Origin of the sequence: Variovorax boronicumulans, from assembly GCF_030812215.1 — a bacterium.
GTDB lineage: Bacteria > Pseudomonadota > Gammaproteobacteria > Burkholderiales > Burkholderiaceae_C > Variovorax > Variovorax boronicumulans_C.
Genome location: NZ_JAUSSG010000002.1, coordinates 136,794 through 155,163 on the forward strand (window position 1 = coordinate 136,794; position 18,370 = coordinate 155,163).

Sequence of the window (18,370 nt, forward strand, 5' to 3'; positions counted from 1 at the left end):
CCCTTTCGTTTTTCTTCCTCAGGAAACTTCGTCATGTCGCAACTTCGCCCGCTCGGCCGCTCCGGCCTCCTGGTTTCACCGCTCGCCTTCGGTGGCAACGTGTTCGGCTGGACAGTCGACGAGGCCGCCTCGTTCAAGCTGCTCGATGCCTGGCTGGATGCGGGCTTCAACTTCGTGGACACCGCCGACGTCTACTCCGCCTGGGTGCCGGGCCACACGGGCGGCGAGTCGGAAGCCATCATCGGCAAGTGGCTCAAGCAAAGCGGCAAGCGCAACCGCGTGGTGCTGGCCACCAAGGTCGGCAAGCCGATGGGCGAAGGCAAGGTGGGCCTCGCGCCCAAGTACATCCGCGAGGCGGTGGAAGCTTCGCTCAAGCGCCTGCAGACGGACTACATCGACCTCTACCAGTCGCACGACGACGACGCCGGCACGCCGCTCGAAGAATCGCTCGGCGCCTTCGATGCGCTCATCAAGGAAGGCAAGGTGCGCGCCATCGGTGCGTCCAACTACACCGCGCCGCGGCTGGCCGAGGCGCTGGACGTGTCGGAGCGCCTGGGCATCGCGCGCTACGAGAGCCTGCAGCCGCTCTACAACCTGTACGACCGCGCGGTGTTCGAAGACGAACTGGAGCCGCTGTGCATCAAGCGCGAAGTGGGCGTGATCAACTTCTACGCGCTCGCGGCCGGCTTCCTGACCGGCAAGTACCGCACCGAAGCCGATGCCACCAAGAGCGCGCGCGGCGCCAACACCACGAAGAAGTACCTCAACGCGCGGGGCCTGCGCATCCTCGATGCGCTCGACAAGGTGGCGCAGCAGTACAACGCCAAGCCGGGCCAGGTCGCCATCGCATGGCAGATCGCGCGGCCGGGCGTGACGGCGCCCATCGCCAGCGCCACCTCGATCGCCCAGCTCGAAGAGCTGGTGGTCGCCACGCAGTTGAAGCTCGACGCGGGCACCATCGAGATGCTCGACCGCGCGAGCGCAGAGACGGCAGCCGCCTGACCCGCTGTCAACGATGAGCAGCAACGTCTTCGATTCGATCGCCGCGCCGACGCTCGACCACTTCGCCGACCTGCGGGTGCAGGTCGGCGTGCCACAGGTGCTGGGACAGAGCGCGCGCGGGCTGCGGCGCGTCGTGCCCATCACGGGCGGCGAGGCGTCGGGCCACGGCTGGCGCGCACGCGTGCTGCCCGGTGGCAGCGACTTCCAGCTGATCGTGAACGATACGCTCTCCGAACTCGATGCGCGCTATGGCCTGGAGACCGACGCGGGCGACCTGATCTATGTGCAGAACCACGCGGTGCGCTCGGCCGCGCCGGAGGTGATGGCCAAGCTGCTGCGTGGCGAGCCGGTCGATCCGGCAGAGGTCTACTTCCGCTGCAACCCACGCTTCGAGACGGCCTCGCCCGCGCTGCGCTGGATCAACGAACGCATGTTCGTCGGCGCCGGGGTCAGGCACCCGGCCGAAGTGGTGATGCGCTTTTTTGCGCTCGACTAGCCATCGACCGGATTCAGCGGCGTCGCAAGAATCCGCTGGTAGAACGCCACGTCGAGCCAGCGGCCGAACTTGAAACCCGCCTGCCGCACCGTGCCCGAGTGCTCGAACCCCAGCCGCTCGTGCAGGCCGATGCTGCCCGCATTCGCGGCGTCGATGGCGCCGACCATCACGTGCACGTCCCGCGCGATCGCCTCCGCAATGATCGCCTCCATGAGCGTGCGTCCAAGCCCCGCGCCGCGATGCCCGGCTTCGACGTACACCGAGTGCTCGACCGTGTACTTGTAGGCCGGAAAGGCGCGGAAGGTGCCGTAGCTCGCGAAGCCCAGCAGCTTGCCGTTCTCGTCCTCCGCACCGATCACCGGAAAGCCGTTGGCCCGCTTGGTGGCGAACCACGCGACCATGTTCTCGGGCGTTCGCGGCTTGTAGTCGTACAGCGCGGTGGAGGTGACGATGGCGTCGTTGAGGATCGCCAGGATGGCGGCGGCGTGGGCTTCCTCGGTGCAGGGAATGAGGCGCATGGTGCTTCTCTGTCGTTCAATATAGGAGAATAATAATCTCATATGAGAAACGAATCACCTCCTCCAGGCGAATCCCCCGGCCACATCGACGCCCTCATCGCAACGCGGCTGCTGGCGTTGCGCCAGGCCAAGGGGCTCAGCCTAGCCGAGCTGGCCGAGCTGTCGGGTGTCAGCAAGGCCATGATCTCGAAGGTGGAGCGGGCACAGAGCAGCCCGACCGCCGTGCTGCTGGGCCGGCTGGCGGCGGGCCTTGGTGTGTCGCTGGCGCAACTGCTTACCGAGGAAAAGGAAAAAGAAGGCCCGCAGCGGCTTCGCACGAAGGCCATGCAGGAAGTCTGGCGCGACCCCGAGGCGGGTTATCTGCGCCGCCAGGTCGCCGAGCGCGGCACGACAGGCAGCGGGGTGGAACTGGTCGAGGTCGAGCTGCCGCGTTCGGCGCAGGTCGGCTATCCACGGTGGAGCGGCAAGCCTTACCGCCAATGCCTGTGGATGCTCGAAGGCGCGCTGCGGGTGGACTACGGCGATGAGCGCTTCGAGCTGGCACCCGGCGATTGCCTCGATTTCGGCGTGGACCGCCCGCTGGTCTTCAAGGCACTGGGACGAACGGCCTGCCGCTACCTGCTGGTGGCCTGCGCGGCCTAGGCAATCGGTAGGCAGGCTCCCACACGCAGAGGCGGCGCAGGCCGGTGCGGACCGGGAGCCTGGCCGGATACACCGAGGCATCTCAGTTTCGGAGGACCATGATGTCTTTTGCGCTTTACATGATCGGGTTCCTGATCTTCCTGGGCGGTATCGCCTGGGGTGCGTCGGTGGCAGGCGTTCCCACCCTCTATATCGGCATCGGTGCGCTGATCCTGCTGGGCATCGGCATCTTCAGTGCGGTGGGCCGCACGCGCAGCAAGGATCCATCCTGACGCGCTGCGGCTGCGGGGTTCACACAGCCTTCACGCCGCACGCACACCGCCTGCACACCCCCCGCACATGGCGTAGCTAACTTCGCACACGCACCACAAACCGTGGTGCGCATTGCCAAGTCAGCTGCCCATGCACTCCTCTTCCTGCTTCTTCTCCCCGCTCTCCACTTCATCCACGGCGCCCTGCCCGGTGCCGGCCGCCACGAGCGGCGGCCCCGCCAACGTCAAGGTGGACCTGCTCGTCGTCGGGGCGAGCTTCGCGGGCCTCGCCTGTGCCCGCGCCGCGGCGCTCGCCGGGCTCAGCGTGATGGTGCTGGAGAAGAAGACCAGTGCCGGCGCCAAGCTCCACACCACCGGGATCATCGTGAAGGACGCAGTCGACAGCGTCCCCTGGCTGGCCGAAGTGCCACCCACGCTGGTCCGGCGCATCGAAGGCGTGCGGCTTTATGCGCCGAACATGCGGCACGTCGACCTGCACGCGCCCGGCTACTGGTTCTGGGCCACCGATGCGCCCGCGCTGCTCGATTGGATGGTCGGCTCCGCCCGGGCCTGCGGCGTCGATGTGCGGCTCGGCACGCTCTTCGAGCAGGCGCTGTGGATGAACGACCGCTGGGAAGTCCCCGTAACGCACGGCCCCTGCATCACCGCCACCTACCTCGTGGGCGCCGACGGCCCGCATTCGCGCGTCGCCAAGGCGCTGGGCCTCTCGCGCAACACGCGCTTTCTCTATGGCGTCGAGCATGAATACCAGGGCGCCCGCATGGCGCCCGACCTCCTTCACTGCTTCATCGACCGTCAACTCGCCCCTGGCTACATCGGCTGGGCACTCGACGGCGTGGGCGTGAGCCAGATCGGCCTGGCCCGCCGCCTGGGCCGCCACGATGCGAACGCGCTGCGGCTCGCCCCGCTGCTCAAGAAGATCGAATCGGTGGTGTCGCCGGGCGATGCGCCCCCCGTGGCCGTGCGCGCCGGAATGATTCCCTGCGGCGGCGTGCTCCCGGTCGTGGCGCGCGAACGGGCACTGCTGGTGGGCGACGCGGCCGGCATGGTGTCGCCGGTCACGGCCGGCGGCATCCACACCGCGCTGCAGCACGGCGAACGCGCGGGCGAGGCGGTGGCGCGCTTCGTGCGCGGCGAGATGGGCGACCCGGCGACGTGGTTCGTGCGCAGCTACCCGCGTTTCCTTCTCAAGCGTTCGCTGCGCTGGGCCTTCGACCACTTCCAGAGCGACTGGATGTTCAACCACCTGCTGGGCACGCCGCAGATGCGGCGCATGGCGGAGCTCGTCTATTTCCACCGCAAGGGCGGGCCGCTGCCGAGGACGCGCTAGCGGGAGATCAGGCGCTGCGCTGGCGCATCGCCTCGTAGAGGCACACACCGCTGGCCACCGAGACGTTCAGGCTCTCGACCGCGCCGGCCATCGGGATGCTCACGAGCTCGTCGCAGGTCTTGCGGGTCAGTTGGCGCATGCCCTCGCCTTCGGCGCCCAGCACCAGCGCCAGGGGACGCTTCAGGTCGCTCTGGTAGATCGTGCCCGGTGCGTCGTCACTGGTGCCCACGCACCAGATGTTGCGTTCCTTGAGTTCGTTGAGCGTGCGCGCGAGGTTGGTCACCATGAAATAAGGCACCGTCTCGGCCGCGCCGCTCGCCACCTTGGCCACGGTGGCGTTGATGCCGGCCGCGTGATCCTTGGGTGCGATCACCGCATGGGCGCCGGCGCCGTCTGCCACGCGAAGGCACGCGCCCAGGTTGTGCGGATCGGTCACGCCGTCGAGCACCAGCAAGAGGGGCACGGTGCCGGCCTCTTCGAGACCTTCGAGCAGTTCGTCGAGCGAATGGATTTGCGCCGTGGGTTCGACCCGCGCCGCCACGCCCTGGTGGCCGTGGCTGCCGGCAAGCTTGGCGATGCGCAGGCTGTCGGCCTCGACCAGCCGCACACCGGCTTCTTGCGCGCGCGCGATGAACTGTTTCATGCGCGCATCGCGCCGGCTGGCGTCGAACAGAACCTCGAGCACCGATTTCGGCGCGGTCTTGATTCGCACGCCCACGGCATGGAAGCCGAAGATCACTTTGGGGGAAGACATCCCTCGATTATCCCTACCCCCAGGGATCGCCCCCTCAGGCGATCGGCAGGCCGCTGAGCGCCCGGGTGCGCTCATCGTGCAGTTCCTGCACCACCTGCGCGTTCGGATGCACCCGCCCGGTGTTGCCCACGCTCTCCAGGTACTGGCAGGCGGCATGGCCTTCGGCGGCCTTTTCGTACTGCGCGATCCAGGCCTCGCGCACCGGCAGCTTGTCGGGCGACACCGGCCAGACGCCCGGCTGCGGCCGTATGTGCTCGGCGATGCCGATGCGCCAGGGCTTGGCGCTCAGGCGGGCGCGAAAGCAGTTCTGGTTGCGGCACATGCGCGCGTAGACCTTGTCCACGCCCAGCGCCTGGAAGCAGTCGGCCACCGTCATGTCGGCGGGGCTGAAGACATCGTGCATCGCCAGCAGGCGGAAGCCCGCGGGCGTGCGGTACACCCGCAGGTGCCAGTCAGGATGCTGGTGCATGAAGCGCCCGATGCGCTCGGCCGCGCGCTTCTCGGGCGCGGGGTTCGTGCTGGCCTCCCCGCGCTTCTTGGCCAGCCCGATGCGATAGGCAACGATGAAGACCACGATGGCGGCGATCAACCCGCCCACCCAGGTCTTGGCCGTCCATCCGCCAACGATTCCCGCGATGAGTGCCGGCACCAAGGCAAAGCCGAACACGCTGGTGCGCAGGGGCTCGTCGAAATCGATGTCGACGAACATCACGTCGGGCGTGTTGAGGCAGCGCGCGCCGTAGCCGTTGCGGGTGACGACGCTCTCGCCCTGCCGCTCGACGATTTCCTCGCGGATCGGCACGCCGTCGGCGCCGTTGTAGGCCAGCTTGCGCTCGCGGCGCTCGAGTTTTTCGCCGCTCACGATGCGGTCGAAGGCCTCGCGGGTGCGCTGGTCGGCATGCGCCTGCGCGGCCAGCGGGCTGTCGTCTGACCAGCCGTAGCGCCGCACGGTGATCTGCTTGCCGTCTACGCGCTCCTGGATGCGGCCTTCGGCCCAGAACTGGGGAACGATCATCGCTTCAGGCGCCCTTCGCGAAATACAGCCAGGCCAGCACCACGACCAAGACGACGATGACGATGGGCAGCAACTTCGAGCCCCCTTGCGACACCCGCCCCGGCTCGGCCATCGGGTTCGTCGGAATGCCCGACGGCAAATGCCCGAAATCGCCGGCAGCCGGGTTCTGGTGGTTCTCGACCAGCTGCTTGGCCTCGGCCAGCCCGAGGCCCGTGGCTTCGCGCGTGAGGCGGATGGCCTCGATCTTGTTGCCCTTCGCCAGGGCCGTGAGAGCGGCCGACGGCACCGCCGCAGGCCCGTTGCCCTGCATGCCCGCGCCCTCGGGTTCGCCGCGGCCCCAGTCGCCCTCCTGCCAGTCGGCCGGCGCGCCTTCGCCGTTGGCGTAGCGCTCGACGGCTTCCTTGGCCGACTTGAGGTCCAGGCCGGTCTTGTCGCGCACGATCTTGATCGCCTCGATCAGGCTGCCGCGCTGCAGTGCGGCAACGGCTTCGGGTGGAAGCTGCTTGTCCATGGACCTCTCCTCGGTTTGTTGTGGTCGCGGGTTCTTCGCCGTGCCTTCTTCGACGTTCAGGCCGCCTGCTCGACCGTCGAGACGGGCGTTTTCTCGTTGAGCGACACGCGCCCGGCCTCGATGGTGATGCGGCGCTCGCAACGCGATGCAATGCCGCGGTCGTGGGTGACCAGCACCAGCGTCGTGCCGAGTTCGCGGTTGAGGTCGAACATCAGCTTCATCACCTGCTCGCCGGTCGCGAAGTCGAGGCTGCCGGTGGGTTCGTCGGCCAGGAGCAGGGCCGGCTGGACCACGAAGGCCCGCGCCAGCGCCACGCGCTGCTGCTCGCCGCCCGAGAGCACCTTGGGGTAGTGGCCCAGGCGCTGGCCGAGGCCGACGCGGCCGAGCATCTCGGTGGCCGCCTTGCGCGCGTCCTTGCGGTTGGCCAGCTCCAGCGGCAGCATCACGTTTTCGAGTGCGCTCAGGTTGCCCAGCAGCTGGAAGCTCTGGAACACGAAGCCCACGCGCTGGGCGCGCAGGGCGGCACGTTCGTCCTCGTCGATGGCGAAGATGTCGTCGCCCGCAAGCTTGACCGTGCCGCGCGTGGGCGTATCGAGCCCCGCGATGATCGACAGCAAGGTGCTCTTGCCGGAGCCCGAGGCGCCGACGATGGCGGCGGTTTCCCGCGCGCCGAGGGTGAAATGGATGTCCTGCAGAATGTCCAGCGTGCCGGTCGAATCGGTGACGGACTTGAAGACATGCTCGACGGCGACAATGGCATCAGACGGGGGTTGGGACATGGAAAGGCTTTGGTTTTGAATCGACGTGACTTTATCTTGACCACCGCCGCGCTAGGCAGCGCGGGGGCATGGACGGCCGCAGCGCAGGCCCAGACGTCCACGACCGGCAAGCCGGTCATCCTGGTGCTGGGCGATTCGCTGAGCGCAGAGTACGGCTTGAAGCGCGGCGAAGGCTGGGTACCCTTGCTGGAAAAAAGGCTTGCCCAGCAGAAGATCGCGGCCACCGTGGTCAATGCCAGCATCAGCGGCGACACCAGCTCCGGCGGACGCGCCCGCTTCCCGGCCCTGCTCGCGCAGCACAAGCCCAGCCACGTGGTGCTGGAACTCGGTGCCAACGACGCGCTGCGCGGCCTCCCGCTCTCGGACACCGAGAGCAACCTGCTGCAGATCACCAAGGCCGCGCAGGCCGCCGGCGCGAAGGTGCTGATCGTCGGCATCCAGGTGCCGCCGAACTACGGCGGCGACTACACGCGGCGCTTCGAGGCGGTGTTCTCCAAGGTGGCCAGCGCGACCAAGTCGGCGCTCGTGCCTTTCCTGCTCAAGGGCGTGGCCGATGCGCCGAACGCGATGTCGCTGTTCCAGGCCGACCGCATCCATCCGACGGCCGTGGCGCAACCGCAGTTGCTCGACAACGTCTGGCCCGAACTGCGCAAGCTGCTGCCGAAGTAACCCGCGGTGCGGCCGAAAAAAAGCCGCCGCAGGCAGAGGCCTGCGGCGGCTTTTTCGATGGGAACGCCAGGAGCGGATCAACCGTTCTTGGTGGGCAACTCGGGCACCGTGGGGGGATCGCGTTCGAGCGATGCCACGTCGGTTTCCGGGTCTCCGGGAGCCAGTCCGTCGCTGCTCGGGCTGAGTTTGCGATTCGCCTTTTCCCGAAGCTTTTCTTCCTTTTTCTTCTTCTTGGCCAGCTCTTTCTGGCGCTTCTCGTAGCCGTAATTTGGTGTTGCCACTGCTTCTCCTTGAGGCGAGACAGTCACGGTGACTGTGCGTCGCCTACTGTAAGCGATAACGGTGCAGTCTCAAGGCGTGGCGCCGGGTGCGGTTTCGAACTCGAACACACCTTGCAAACCGAGGTAGCGCTGGGGCATGAACCAGGTCGCCAAGTGCGCGCAGCGGGTCCTACATCTGCACCAGTGCCTGCTGCAAGTCGGCGCGCAGGTCGTCGACGTCTTCCAGCCCGATCGAGAAGCGCACCAGCGTGCCCTTGTAGGGCCAGCGCGCCACGCTCGCGTCGCGCATCAGGCCGATGTCGTAGGGCACCACCAGGCTGATCGGCCCGCCCCACGAATAGCCGAGGCGGAAGAGCTTCAGGCTGTCGCAGAAACGGTCGACCTGCTCGGTGCTGTAGCGCTCGTCGAACACCACCGAGAACAGGCCCGCGGCCAGGTCGGTGGCCCCGCAGAGCGCGCGCCAGTTGGCGTGGCCGGGCGAATCTTCGAGCGCGGGGTGCAGCACCTGCACGATCTCCTCGCAGCCGTTGAGCCAACCGGCCAGTTCACGCGCCGCGCGGTCGTGCGCCGCATAGCGCAGGCCGATGCTCGGCAGCGAGCGCAGCAGGGTCTCCACGTCGCCCACGCCGGCGCCGAAGCCGATGCGCATGTGCGCGAGCTTGAGCGCGCGGTGCAGCCGCTCGTCGTTGGTGACCACGCTGCCCATCAGCACGTCGCCGCCGCCGCTGGGGTACTTGGTGAGCGCATGCACCGAGATGTCCACGCCCTGCCCCGTGCCGTTGAAGTCGAAGGGTGCGAAGGCAAGGCCCGCGCCCCAGGTGTTGTCCAACGCCGTCACCACGCCGCGCGCGCGGCAGACGTCCACGAGCGCGGGCAGGTTCGGAAACTCCATCGTGACCGAGCCCGCCGCCTCGACCCACACCAGCCGCGTGCGGTGCGAGATCTTGGCCTCCAGGTCGGCAGGGTTCATCGCGTCGTACAGGCGGTGGGTGATGCCGAAGTTGGCGAGCTCGCCCGTGGCCAGCGCCTTGTTGGGGCCGTAGGCGTTGTCGGGGATCAGCACCTCGTCGCCGGTCTTGAGGAACGCGAACGAGACCAGCGAGATGGCCGCCAGGCCGCTAGGCACCAGCAGGCATTCGGTGCCGCCTTCGAGCGTGGCCAGGCGCTCCTCGAGCGTGAACGTGGTCGGCGTGCCGTGCAGGCCGTAGGTGTAGCCGGCCTTGGTCTTCCAGTCGCGCGCCCGCATGGCGGCCACGTCGGCAAAAAAGACGGTCGATGCCTTGAACACGCCGGGCTGCGGCGCGGCGAAGGTGGCCGGCGGGGTATAGGGATGGTGGATCAGGGTCGTCGAAGGCTTGCTCATGTGCCGATGCTAGCGCGCCCGTCACATGCGCGCGAAGCCATTGGCGCGGACTTCGATACCATCGTCAGGACCTATGGGTTCGTCGATGTGGACATCGAGGACGTGATCGCCACGCGTGACTGGTAAGCCCGGCGGGGCCATCGCACAATCGCCCAATGGGCCACAGCCTGTTCCAACCGGGGTTCGCGGCATGCAACTGACGCGCTGCCCTCCTCCCCATCTGCAGCCATTCATCAAGCTGCTGTGGGCCTCGGCACCCGAAGGCACGCCGACCGAACGGCCGGGCGCGCGCGAGCATGTGCTGCCCACCGGCGGGATGCATCTGGTGTTCCGCCTGTCGGGCCCTCCGCTGAAACTATTCGGCGGTCCCGGTGATGCACGCGGCCAGACCTGCGGCTACGCGATCGTCGGCGGCGCGCGCGCCGCCTCCTACATGCGCGACGTCTCGGTGGCCGCACGCTCCGTCGGCGCACAGCTTCAGCCCGGCGCCGCCCGCGCCCTGCTCGGCGCGCCCGAGGACGCATTGGCCGGCCAGCACACGCCGCTCGACGCGCTCTGGGGCGCGCGGCAGACCGAGGCCGCGCTCGAACAGGTTCACGCTGCGGGCGACCTCGAAAGACAGCTGAACGTCTTCGAAGCCCTGCTCGCCCAGCGTGTCATCGACTCGCTCGGCGCCGGCCTGCATGGGCTGCATCCGGCCATCGCCGCAACACTCGGACCGCTGGCCCACGAGAACCCTTCGATCACCGGGCTGGTGACGCGCAGCGGCTACAGCCACCGCCGCTTCATCGCGCTCTTTCGCGGCGCGATCGGCCTCAGCCCCAAGGAGTACGCACGCGTGATGCGCTTCGACCGCGCGCTGGCGCTGGCAGGCGACCCCACGCAAAGCTGGGCCGAGATTGCGCTGACTGCCGGCTACAGCGACCAGGCGCACCTGAGCCGCGAGTTCTCCGCGCTGGCAGGCATGTCGCCGCAGGCCTGGCGTCGGACCGGGGCCACGTCGCCGCGGCATGTGCCCGCGGGCACGGTCACAGGTCAAATTCGTTCAAGACGCTAGCGGCGTGGCGGCCCAGAATCGGCGCCACGACAACGGCTTTCCTCTTCTCGAAAGGCAACCATCATGGCGATCCACGAACTGTTTCCGTACCTCTGTGTCGACGATGCCGGCGCGGCCATCGACTTCTATTGCGAGGTGTTCGAAGTGAAGGAAATTTTTCGCCTCACCGAGCCCAGCGGGCGCATCGGCCACGCGGAACTGGACTTCCACAACGGCGCGATCCTGATGATTTCGGACGAGTTCGCCGAGTACAACATCCGCAGCGCCAAGACGCTGGGCGGCAGCGCGGTGACGCTGCACCTGCACGTGGACGATGCGGATGCGGTGGTCGCGCGGGCCGTGGCGGCCGGCGCAACGCTGGACATGGCGCCGCAGGACCAGTTCTACGGTGAGCGCTCTGGGGTGTTTCGCGACCCCTTCGGCCACCGCTGGAACGTGGGCCACAGCATCGAAAAACTGACGCCGGAAGAAATGCAGCGGCGCTACACCGCGATGCTCACTTCCGGCGACGGGTCGTGCAAGACCTGATCAGACCGACCACTTCTCCAGCAGCTTCTCGGCGCCGAGCGAGTCGTAGCCCTCGAAGGGCTGGTGGATCCAGGGGTTGGTCGCCAGGTACTCGACCGAGTAATCGGGCGTGAAGGTCGACAGCGCCTTGGTCCAGATCACCGCGCTGCGCAGCTCGGTGATCGGCTTGTAGTTGTTGCGCAGCATGTCCATCACGGCATGCAGCGTGTGGCCAGAGTCGGCCAGGTCGTCCACCAGCAGCACCTTGCCGGCGATCTCGCCCTTGGGCGTGGTGATGAAGCGGGCGATGTCCAGGTGGCCCTGCACCGTGCCGGCATCGGCGCGGTAAGAGCTGGTCGACATGATCGCCAACGGCTTGTCGAAGATGCGCGAGAGCACGTCGCCCGGCCGCATGCCGCCGCGCGCGAGGCACAGGATGGTGTCGAACTCCCAGCCCGACTGGTGCACCTTGATCGCGAGCTTCTCGATCAGGTTGTGGTACTCGTCGTAGCTGACGTAGAGATGTTTGCCGTCTTCGGTCAACATGGGTTCGGGTTCCTCTTCAATCGGCCAGGTAGGGGTGACGCATCATGATCGTGTGGTCGCGATCCGGGCTCGTGGAAACCATGTGGATCGGCACGCCGGTGATCTGCTCGATGCGCTGCAGGTAGAGGCGCGCATTGACCGGCAGCTTGTCGTACTGCGTGACGCCGACCGTACTTTCGGTCCAGCCTTCGAGGGTTTCGTAGATCGGGGTGCAGCGCTCGATTTCATCCGCGCCCATCGGCAGGATGTCGGTGGTTTCGCCGTCGAGTTCGTAGCCGGTGCACAGCTCGAGCTTTTCGAGACCGTCCAGCACGTCGAGCTTGGTGATGCACAGGCCCGACAGACCATTGACCTGCGCCGAGCGCTTGAGCAGCGCGGCGTCGAACCAGCCGCAACGGCGGCTGCGGCCGGTGGTCACGCCTTTTTCGGCACCCACGGTGCTCATGTGATAGCCGGGGGTGCCGGGCGTGGCCCAGTCGAGTTCGGTGGGGAACGGACCGCCGCCAACGCGCGTGCAGTAGGCCTTCGTGATACCCAGGATGTAGTGCAGCATGCCCGGGCCGACGCCCGAACCCGCGGCGGCATTGCCGGCCACGCAGTTGCTGGAGGTGACGTACGGGTAGGTGCCGTGGTCCACGTCGAGCAGGGTGCCCTGCGCGCCTTCGAACAACAGGTTGGCGCCGGCCTTGTTGGCGTCGTTCAGCTCGCGCGACACATCGGCCATCATCGGCTTGAGCAGCACGGCGTGGCGCATGGCTTCGTCGAACACGGCATCGAAATCGACGGCCGGCGCGCCCAGCACCTGCGTCAGCACATGGTTGTGCAGGTCGAGCAGCACGCGCAGCTTGGTGGCGAAGCGATCGGGGTGCTTGAGGTCCTGCACGCGCAGCGCGCGGCGGGCGATCTTGTCTTCGTACGCCGGGCCGATGCCGCGGCCGGTGGTGCCGATCTTCTCGACGCCGCCCTTCTCGCGGTAGGCCTCGCGCGCGATGTCCAGCGCGGCGTGGAACGGCAGGATCAGCGGGCATGCCTCGCTGATGCGCAGGCGCGAGCGCACTTCGACGCCGGCCTTCTCCAGGCCTTCGATTTCCTCGAAGAGCTTGGCGGCCGACAGAACCACGCCGTTGCCGATGTAGCACTTGACGCCGGGCCGCATGATGCCGCTCGGGATCAGATGCAAGGCGGTCTTCACGCCGTTGATGACCAGCGTGTGGCCCGCGTTGTGGCCGCCCTGGAAGCGGACCACGCCCTGGGCGCTTTCGGTCAGCCAGTCGACCAGCTTGCCTTTGCCCTCATCGCCCCACTGGGTGCCGACGACGACCACGTTTCTTCCGGTGGTTACGCTCATGCTCGTTCCATTGCTTAAAAATTCAGATCGCTCGGACATTCCATTGGCCAGCTTGCTCGACGAGCTCGCGGTCGCAATGGAATTCATCGATTTCGCTGCCGTGTCCCGGCAGCACACAGACAACCGTTTCACCGGCCTTGCGCAGTTGGGCGATGGCCTGGCGCAGCCCAGCCGCATCGCTCCAGGGCGCGCGGATGGCAGCGCGCAGCGGGCGTGCCGGCAGCACGCCGACCAGTTCGCGCACGTCGAGGCTGAAGCCGACGGCCGGACGGTTGCGGCCGAACACGGCGCCCACCTCGTCGTAGCGGCCGCCACGCACCAGCGAATCTGCGGCCCCCGGCACGTAGATGCCGAAGCGCATGCCGCTGTAGTAGGCATAGCCGCGCAGGTCGGCCAGGTCGAAGCTGATCTGGCGCCCGGCCGAGCCGTTCAGGCCGGCGGCGAGTTGCTTCAGGTCGGCCAGGGCGGCGGCCACGGCCGGCGTTCCCTTCAGGGCTTGGGCCGCCTCATCGAGCACCGACGCGTCGCCGTACAACTGAACCAGCGCGCGCAGCCCGTCGCGTGAAGCGGCCGGGAAATCCTTGGTGAGCAAATGCAGCTCGCTCGCATCCTTGGCGGCCAGCGCGGCATGCACGCGGGCGAGTGCGGCGGCATCGACCGGCACGCCGGCGAACAGCGCGCGAACGATACGGGCATCGGCCAGGTCGACGATCACACCGTCGCGCAGGCCGGCGGCGTCGAGGCAGTCGAGTGCCAGCAGCAGCGTTTCAGTGTCGGCTTCGAGACCGGCGTGGCCGTAGATCTCGGCGCCGAACTGCAGCGGCTCGCGGGTGGCATGCGGGCGGTCGGGCCGGGTGTGGAGCACCGGGCCGCAATAGCAAAGCCGCGCCACACCGTCGCGGTTCAGCAGGTGGGCATCGATGCGCGCCACCTGGGGGGTGGTGTCGGCGCGAAGGCCCATGCTGCGGCCGGAGAGCTGGTCGACGAGCTTGAAGGTTTGGAGGTCGAGCGCCTCGCCGGTGCCCGAAAGCAGCGACTCGAGGTGCTCGAGCAGCGGCGGCATCACCAACTCGTAGCCATAGCCACGGGCGGTATCGAGCAGCTGGCGTCGAAGTTCTTCGATGTGGCGCGCCTCGGAAGGCAGCACATCGGCAATGTGATCCGGGAGGACCCAGGCGGACATGGGGATCGGGGGCGTGGTTAAACCGGGATTCTACCGGGACCGCGCCCAGGGTCTGGCGCCAATTGAACGCCTGCGCGCTGGTCCCGCCATGCGGTGGGGGTGCGAAGGGTGGCTTGCCCATGGCCACCCATGGGCAAGCCAGCCGCCAAAGCACACGCCGTATGGCGGGGCCAGCCCGGAGGGAGACCCTGCTGCGCGACGCATTGCGGCGTTGCCCTTCGCTTGCGTAGCTGTGCTATGCGGCACTCAGGGCACCTTGCACTGCACCGCGCAGCAGGGTATCGCGCAGGCGTTCAATTGGCGCCAGACCCTAAGCCAAAACCCAAAGTAGTACCAAGCCCAGCAAGATGCTGCAAAGACCGAAGAAACGGAGCTGACCGTCGCGCAGCTGCATCAGCTGCCCGAAGCCGCGCCGCCAACCTCCCGGTGACACGAAGGGCAGGATGCCTTCGATCACCAGGACGAGCGCCAGCGCGCTCCAGAAGGTCTCGGCGCTCACTGAACCTGAAACGGATCAGCGGCGGGGTGCGTTGCCCGCGGAGCCGGAGCCCTGCATGGCACGGAAGAAGTCGGACGACGGGTCGACCACCAGCACGTCGCTCTTCTTGTTGAAGCTCTGCTTGTAGGCCTCGAGGCTGCGATAGAACTGCGCGAACTGCGGATCGCGGCCGAAGGCCTCACTGTATGCGGAGGCGGCTTGTGCGTCGCCCTCGCCCTTGATCTTCTGGGCATCGCGGTAGGCGTTCGCCACGATCACTTCGCGCTGGCGGTCGGCGTCGGCGCGGATCTTTTCGCCTTCGGCCGTACCGGTCGAACGCAGTTCGTTGGCCACGCGCTTGCGCTCGGCTTCCATGCGGCGGTAGACCGATTCGGTGATCGCTTCCACGTAGTCCACGCGTGTGATGCGCACGTCGACCACATCGACGCCCCAGGGCTTGCTGCCCTTCACCACGGCCAGCACTTCGCGCTGCACATCGGCCATCAAGGCTTCGCGACGCACCGAGATCAGGTCGCGCACGGTGCGCTTGTTGATGTTTTCCTGGAACGCATTGCGCACCACGCGGTTCAGCTGCATGGCACCCGCGTTCTCGTCGAGACCGACGTTGCGGATGTAGGCCTGCGGATCGCTGATGCGCCAGCGCACGTACCAATCGATCACCACGCGCTGCTTTTCAGCCGTGAGCATGGGCTCGGTGTCGATGCTCGACAGCGTCAGGAGGCGCTTGTCGATGTACGACACGTTCTGGAACGGCGGCGGCAACTTGAAGTTGAGGCCGGGCTCGGTGATGACGCTCTTGATCTGGCCGAGGGCGTAGACCACGCCGAACTGGCGCTGGTCGACCACGAAAAGGGTCGAGCTCAGCAGCACGAGCAAGACGAGGATCGACGAGGCGATGAATCCGATTCTGTTCATGTTCTTCTTGGCCTTTATCAACGCACGTCACGGTCACGCGAACGGCCATCGCGTCCACGGCTCTCGCCCGTGGGCGGTGCCACCGGAATCACCGATGACTGGGCTGGCGCGGTGCCGGCGACGCTCGGGCTGGCGGCATCGACGGGTGTTGCCGCGGCACTGTTGCCGCTCATCTGCATGAGCTTGTCGAGAGGCAGGTACAGCAGGTTGGAGCCTTGCTTGGTATCGACGAGCACCTTGGTCGTGCTGGCGTAGATCTGCTGCATGGCGTCGGTGTACATGCGGTCGCGGGTGACCTGCGGCGCCTTCTGGTACTCGGCCAGCACCGCGCTGAAGCGGCCGGCGTCACCCTGGGCCTGCGCGACGATGCGCGCCTTGTAGGCCTCGGATTCTTCCTTCAGGCGCGACGCCGTACCGGTGGCGAGCGGCACCACGTTGTTGGCGTAGGCCTGCGCATCGTTCTTGGTGCGCTCGCGTTCCTGGCCGGCCTTGAGCACGTCGTCGAACGCAGCCTGCACCTGTTCGGGGGGACGAACGCCGCCCTGCTGCAGATTGATGCCGACGACTTCGACACCGATCTTGTAGCGGTCGAGGATGGTCTGCATCAGCGCGCGAACGCGCGGGGCGATCTGGTCGCGCTCTTCGGCGAGCGCGGCGTCCATCTTCATCTTGCCGACGACCTCGCGCACCGAGCTCTCGGCCACCTGCACGATGGTTTCGGACGGCGACTTGCTCTCGTAGAGCCAGGCACGCGCATCGCTCAGGCGGTATTGCACGGCGAACTTGATTTCGACGATGTTCTCGTCTTCGGTCAGCATCGCCGATTCGCGCAGGCCCGTGGAACGCACGATGGCGTCGCGGCCCACGTCGGTGGAACGGATCTGCGTGGTCACCACCACTTCGTGGCGCTGGATCGGGTACGGCAGACGCCAGTTGAAGCCGGCGTTCACGGTCGACTTGTAGCGGCCGAACTGCGTGACCACCGCCTGCTGGCCTTCGTTCACGATGAAGAAGCCGGTGCCGAGCCAGATCAGGATCGCCACGGCAGCCACCAGGCCGAGGCCGAATCCTGCGTTTTTCATATCGGGCCTGTAGCCGTTGCCGCCACCGCCGCCGTTGTTGCCGCTGGGACGGTTGCCGCCACCCTTGCCACCGCCGAAGAAACCTCCAAGCTTGCGATTGAGGTCGCGCCAGAGTTCATCGAGGTCGGGTGGGCCCTGGTTGGGACCCTGGCCGCGGGGACGATTGCCGTTGTTGTTGCCCGAAGGCGGGGGCGTCGGTGCGCCCGGTGGATCGGCATCGGGCGGGCGGTTGCCGGCTGGGCGATCGCCGTTGGAGGACGACGGCTCGTCGCCGCGACCCCATCGGCCATCGTTCAGGTTGAACATGCCCAAAAACCCTCTCCGCGCTGGCTTTGCATTCATTCGCTTCGTTCTCTTGTCAGTGGCGGGATTGTGCCCAATCAAAGGGCGGCATCGTGCAATTCAGTGTCGTCCGCAGGGGTCATCGTATCGGCTGCGGAGCCCGATTGCCGCGCCAGTTCGGCACGCAGCAACGGCACGCCCTCGCCGCTTCTGGCACTGAGAAAGATGCGGGGAACCTGAACGCCGTCGATTTCCATCTCGTCATGCAGATGCAGCGGACGTTGCGTGCTTTCAAGAGCATCGAGCTTGTTGAACACCAACAGTTGCGGAACGGCGTCCGCGCCGATCTCGCGCAGGACGCTCTGCACCTCGGCCATCTGCTCGGGGTAATGGGGGTTGGAGGCATCGATCACATGCAGCAGCAGATCGGCATCGACCGCCTCCTGCAAGGTGGCCTTGAACGCATCGACAAGACCGTGCGGCAGGTCGCGGATGAATCCGACGGTGTCGGAGATCGACACCTGGCGCTTCGCATCGCCGAGGTAGAGGTTGCGGGTGGTCGTGTCGAGCGTCGCGAAGAGCTGGTCGGCCGCGTAGGCGCGTGCCTTCACGAGCGCATTGAAGAGCGACGACTTGCCCGCGTTGGTGTAGCCCACGAGCGAGATGTTGAAGGTCTCGCGGCGCTCCCGCTGCCTGCGTTGCGTGCCGCGCTGCTTCTGCACCTTGGCCAGACGCTCACGCGTGCGCTTGATTGACTCGCTGATCATCCGGCGGTCGAGCTCGATCTGCTTCTCACCGGGGCCGCCGCGCACGCCTGCACCGCCGGTCTGGCGCTCCAGGTGGGACCAGCGGCGAACCAGCCGCGTGCTGAGGTACTGCAGGCGAGCGAGCTCCACCTGCAGCTTGCCTTCATGCGAACGCGCGCGCTGGGCGAAGATTTCGAGAATGAGGAAAGTGCGGTCGTAGACAGCGACGTCGAGCTGGCGCTCGAGATTGCGCTGCTGTGCCGGGCTCAAGGACTGGTCGAAGATGACTTCGCTCGCCTGGTGCATGGCGGCGAGTTCCTTGATCTCGTCGGCCTTGCCACTGCCCACGAACAACGCCGCATCGGGCGCCTTGCGTTTACAGGTGAGTCGGGCGACAGGCGTGAGGCCCGCGGTCTGCGCGAGCAGGCCGAGTTCCTCGAGTTCGCTGTCGAAATGGGGCAGCCCAAAGTCGACGCCGACGAGAACGGCGGCGCCTTCCTGGCGGTGGATCAGTTCAGACAAGCGGAATCAGAAAATGGAAAAAGCGCGACGGAGGGGGCTCCGCCGCGCTCC

The 18,370-nt window shown here is 67.1% G+C and carries 23 protein-coding genes; 9 read left to right on the top strand and 14 right to left on the bottom strand.

All coding sequences use genetic code 11. The features are described 5' to 3' along the window. The first annotated feature begins 33 nt into the window (after positions 1-33). Complete coding sequence (locus tag J2W23_RS06815; RefSeq protein WP_307648165.1) at positions 34-1,002, top strand: aldo/keto reductase; 969 nt, start codon at positions 34-36, stop codon at positions 1,000-1,002. 13 nt (positions 1,003-1,015) lie between these two features. Then, positions 1,016-1,498, top strand: coding sequence for a DUF3237 domain-containing protein (locus tag J2W23_RS06820; RefSeq protein WP_307648166.1), 483 nt, complete (start codon positions 1,016-1,018; stop codon positions 1,496-1,498). Here the strand turns inward: J2W23_RS06820 and J2W23_RS06825 are convergent. Next, on the bottom strand, positions 1,495-2,016 hold the full coding sequence (locus tag J2W23_RS06825; RefSeq protein ID WP_176656805.1) for a GNAT family N-acetyltransferase: 522 nt from the start codon (positions 2,014-2,016) through the stop codon (positions 1,495-1,497). The genes J2W23_RS06820 and J2W23_RS06825 overlap by 4 nt on opposite strands. A gap of 42 nt (positions 2,017-2,058) precedes the next feature. Here J2W23_RS06825 and J2W23_RS06830 point away from each other — a divergent pair, with 42 nt between their 5' ends. The 3 genes from J2W23_RS06830 (at position 2,059) to J2W23_RS06840 (ending at position 4,260) form a co-directional block, all read left to right on the top strand. After that, positions 2,059-2,658 carry a helix-turn-helix domain-containing protein gene (locus tag J2W23_RS06830; RefSeq protein ID WP_307648167.1) on the top strand — a complete coding sequence of 200 codons (600 nt, stop codon included), beginning with the start codon at positions 2,059-2,061 and terminating at the stop codon, positions 2,656-2,658. Between the two features lie 101 nt (positions 2,659-2,759). Continuing rightward, positions 2,760-2,930, top strand: a complete 171-nt coding sequence (locus J2W23_RS06835) for a hypothetical protein (RefSeq protein WP_176656803.1) — start codon at positions 2,760-2,762, stop codon at positions 2,928-2,930. A 130-nt stretch (positions 2,931-3,060) separates the two neighbouring features. Continuing rightward, positions 3,061-4,260 (top strand): NAD(P)/FAD-dependent oxidoreductase, encoded by a 1,200-nt coding sequence (locus J2W23_RS06840; RefSeq protein WP_307648168.1) that lies wholly within the window; start codon positions 3,061-3,063, stop codon positions 4,258-4,260. A gap of 7 nt (positions 4,261-4,267) precedes the next feature. On the opposite strand, the gene rlmB is transcribed toward J2W23_RS06840, so the two are convergent. From rlmB to J2W23_RS06860, 4 genes are read right to left on the bottom strand one after another with little or no spacing between them, the layout of a single operon-like run. Continuing rightward, positions 4,268-5,014: a 23S rRNA (guanosine(2251)-2'-O)-methyltransferase RlmB gene (gene rlmB, locus J2W23_RS06845; protein WP_176656801.1), complete on the bottom strand. Its 747-nt coding sequence runs from the start codon at positions 5,012-5,014 to the stop codon at positions 4,268-4,270. Positions 5,015-5,048: 34 nt separating this feature from the next. Continuing rightward, a complete protein-coding gene (locus tag J2W23_RS06850) occupies positions 5,049-6,029 on the bottom strand; it encodes a hypothetical protein (protein ID WP_307648169.1) in 981 nt (326 codons plus the stop codon). 4 nt (positions 6,030-6,033) lie between these two features. Then, positions 6,034-6,540 carry a ribosomal protein L7/L12 gene (locus tag J2W23_RS06855; RefSeq protein ID WP_176656799.1) on the bottom strand — a complete coding sequence of 169 codons (507 nt, stop codon included), beginning with the start codon at positions 6,538-6,540 and terminating at the stop codon, positions 6,034-6,036. Positions 6,541-6,596: 56 nt separating this feature from the next. Next, a complete protein-coding gene (locus J2W23_RS06860; RefSeq protein ID WP_307648170.1) occupies positions 6,597-7,319 on the bottom strand; it encodes an ABC transporter ATP-binding protein in 723 nt (240 codons plus the stop codon). A 36-nt stretch (positions 7,320-7,355) separates the two neighbouring features. Here J2W23_RS06860 and J2W23_RS06865 point away from each other — a divergent pair, with 36 nt between their 5' ends. Beyond that, positions 7,356-7,988: an arylesterase gene (locus J2W23_RS06865; RefSeq protein WP_307648171.1), complete on the top strand. Its 633-nt coding sequence runs from the start codon at positions 7,356-7,358 to the stop codon at positions 7,986-7,988. 77 nt (positions 7,989-8,065) lie between these two features. On the opposite strand, the gene J2W23_RS06870 is transcribed toward J2W23_RS06865, so the two are convergent. Further along, positions 8,066-8,269: a hypothetical protein gene (locus J2W23_RS06870; protein ID WP_055796387.1), complete on the bottom strand. Its 204-nt coding sequence runs from the start codon at positions 8,267-8,269 to the stop codon at positions 8,066-8,068. Positions 8,270-8,438: 169 nt separating this feature from the next. Continuing rightward, positions 8,439-9,632, bottom strand: a complete 1,194-nt coding sequence (locus J2W23_RS06875) for a PLP-dependent transferase (protein ID WP_307648172.1) — start codon at positions 9,630-9,632, stop codon at positions 8,439-8,441. A gap of 6 nt (positions 9,633-9,638) precedes the next feature. On the opposite strand from J2W23_RS06875, the gene J2W23_RS06880 reads away from it, so the two are divergent. From J2W23_RS06880 to J2W23_RS06890, 3 genes are all read left to right on the top strand, one after another. Next, complete coding sequence (locus tag J2W23_RS06880) at positions 9,639-9,758, top strand: DUF5713 family protein (protein WP_307648499.1); 120 nt, start codon at positions 9,639-9,641, stop codon at positions 9,756-9,758. Positions 9,759-9,822: 64 nt separating this feature from the next. Continuing rightward, positions 9,823-10,689, top strand: coding sequence for a helix-turn-helix domain-containing protein (locus J2W23_RS06885; protein ID WP_307648173.1), 867 nt, complete (start codon positions 9,823-9,825; stop codon positions 10,687-10,689). Positions 10,690-10,752: 63 nt separating this feature from the next. Further along, complete coding sequence (locus J2W23_RS06890; protein WP_176656794.1) at positions 10,753-11,217, top strand: VOC family protein; 465 nt, start codon at positions 10,753-10,755, stop codon at positions 11,215-11,217. Here J2W23_RS06890 and J2W23_RS06895 read toward each other — a convergent pair whose 3' ends face one another. The 7 genes from J2W23_RS06895 to hflX form a co-directional block, all read right to left on the bottom strand. Next, entirely contained in the window at positions 11,218-11,742 is a 525-nt protein-coding gene (locus tag J2W23_RS06895; RefSeq protein ID WP_013542102.1) for a phosphoribosyltransferase, read from the bottom strand. Positions 11,743-11,758: 16 nt separating this feature from the next. Then, a complete protein-coding gene (locus tag J2W23_RS06900; RefSeq protein WP_176656793.1) occupies positions 11,759-13,090 on the bottom strand; it encodes an adenylosuccinate synthase in 1,332 nt (443 codons plus the stop codon). Between the two features lie 22 nt (positions 13,091-13,112). Beyond that, positions 13,113-14,273, bottom strand: a complete 1,161-nt coding sequence (locus J2W23_RS06905; protein WP_307648174.1) for an ATP phosphoribosyltransferase regulatory subunit — start codon at positions 14,271-14,273, stop codon at positions 13,113-13,115. A gap of 310 nt (positions 14,274-14,583) precedes the next feature. Then, on the bottom strand, positions 14,584-14,772 hold the full coding sequence (locus tag J2W23_RS06910; protein WP_013542105.1) for a DUF2065 domain-containing protein: 189 nt from the start codon (positions 14,770-14,772) through the stop codon (positions 14,584-14,586). Between the two features lie 15 nt (positions 14,773-14,787). Further along, positions 14,788-15,687 carry a protease modulator HflC gene (gene hflC, locus J2W23_RS06915; protein ID WP_013542106.1) on the bottom strand — a complete coding sequence of 300 codons (900 nt, stop codon included), beginning with the start codon at positions 15,685-15,687 and terminating at the stop codon, positions 14,788-14,790. Positions 15,688-15,704: 17 nt separating this feature from the next. Beyond that, positions 15,705-17,075 (bottom strand): FtsH protease activity modulator HflK, encoded by a 1,371-nt coding sequence (gene hflK, locus J2W23_RS06920; RefSeq protein ID WP_307648175.1) that lies wholly within the window; start codon positions 17,073-17,075, stop codon positions 15,705-15,707. 74 nt (positions 17,076-17,149) lie between these two features. Further along, complete coding sequence (hflX, locus tag J2W23_RS06925) at positions 17,150-18,319, bottom strand: GTPase HflX (RefSeq protein WP_307648176.1); 1,170 nt, start codon at positions 18,317-18,319, stop codon at positions 17,150-17,152. Positions 18,320-18,370: the final 51 nt, after the last annotated feature.

Bases quoted from the DNA above. Each gene is read 5' to 3' on its own strand.
- J2W23_RS06855 (WP_176656799.1), bottom strand. From the start codon at position 6,540: ATGGACAAGCAGCTTCCACCCGAAGCCGTTGCCGCACTGCAGCGCGGC.
- rlmB (WP_176656801.1), bottom strand. From the start codon at position 5,014: ATGTCTTCCCCCAAAGTGATCTTCGGCTTCCATGCCGTGGGCGTGCGA.
- J2W23_RS06895 (WP_013542102.1), bottom strand. From the start codon at position 11,742: ATGTTGACCGAAGACGGCAAACATCTCTACGTCAGCTACGACGAGTAC.
- J2W23_RS06815 (WP_307648165.1), top strand. From the start codon at position 34: ATGTCGCAACTTCGCCCGCTCGGCCGCTCCGGCCTCCTGGTTTCACCG.
- J2W23_RS06840 (WP_307648168.1), top strand. From the start codon at position 3,061: ATGCACTCCTCTTCCTGCTTCTTCTCCCCGCTCTCCACTTCATCCACG.
- J2W23_RS06880 (WP_307648499.1), top strand. From the start codon at position 9,639: ATGCTAGCGCGCCCGTCACATGCGCGCGAAGCCATTGGCGCGGACTTC.
- J2W23_RS06885 (WP_307648173.1), top strand. From the start codon at position 9,823: ATGCAACTGACGCGCTGCCCTCCTCCCCATCTGCAGCCATTCATCAAG.
- J2W23_RS06820 (WP_307648166.1), top strand. From the start codon at position 1,016: ATGAGCAGCAACGTCTTCGATTCGATCGCCGCGCCGACGCTCGACCAC.
- J2W23_RS06875 (WP_307648172.1), bottom strand. From the start codon at position 9,632: ATGAGCAAGCCTTCGACGACCCTGATCCACCATCCCTATACCCCGCCG.
- J2W23_RS06835 (WP_176656803.1), top strand. From the start codon at position 2,760: ATGTCTTTTGCGCTTTACATGATCGGGTTCCTGATCTTCCTGGGCGGT.
- J2W23_RS06905 (WP_307648174.1), bottom strand. From the start codon at position 14,273: ATGTCCGCCTGGGTCCTCCCGGATCACATTGCCGATGTGCTGCCTTCC.
- J2W23_RS06860 (WP_307648170.1), bottom strand. From the start codon at position 7,319: ATGTCCCAACCCCCGTCTGATGCCATTGTCGCCGTCGAGCATGTCTTC.
- hflC (WP_013542106.1), bottom strand. From the start codon at position 15,687: ATGAACAGAATCGGATTCATCGCCTCGTCGATCCTCGTCTTGCTCGTG.
- J2W23_RS06830 (WP_307648167.1), top strand. From the start codon at position 2,059: ATGAGAAACGAATCACCTCCTCCAGGCGAATCCCCCGGCCACATCGAC.
- J2W23_RS06850 (WP_307648169.1), bottom strand. From the start codon at position 6,029: ATGATCGTTCCCCAGTTCTGGGCCGAAGGCCGCATCCAGGAGCGCGTA.
- hflK (WP_307648175.1), bottom strand. From the start codon at position 17,075: ATGTTCAACCTGAACGATGGCCGATGGGGTCGCGGCGACGAGCCGTCG.
- J2W23_RS06890 (WP_176656794.1), top strand. From the start codon at position 10,753: ATGGCGATCCACGAACTGTTTCCGTACCTCTGTGTCGACGATGCCGGC.
- J2W23_RS06825 (WP_176656805.1), bottom strand. From the start codon at position 2,016: ATGCGCCTCATTCCCTGCACCGAGGAAGCCCACGCCGCCGCCATCCTG.
- J2W23_RS06900 (WP_176656793.1), bottom strand. From the start codon at position 13,090: ATGAGCGTAACCACCGGAAGAAACGTGGTCGTCGTCGGCACCCAGTGG.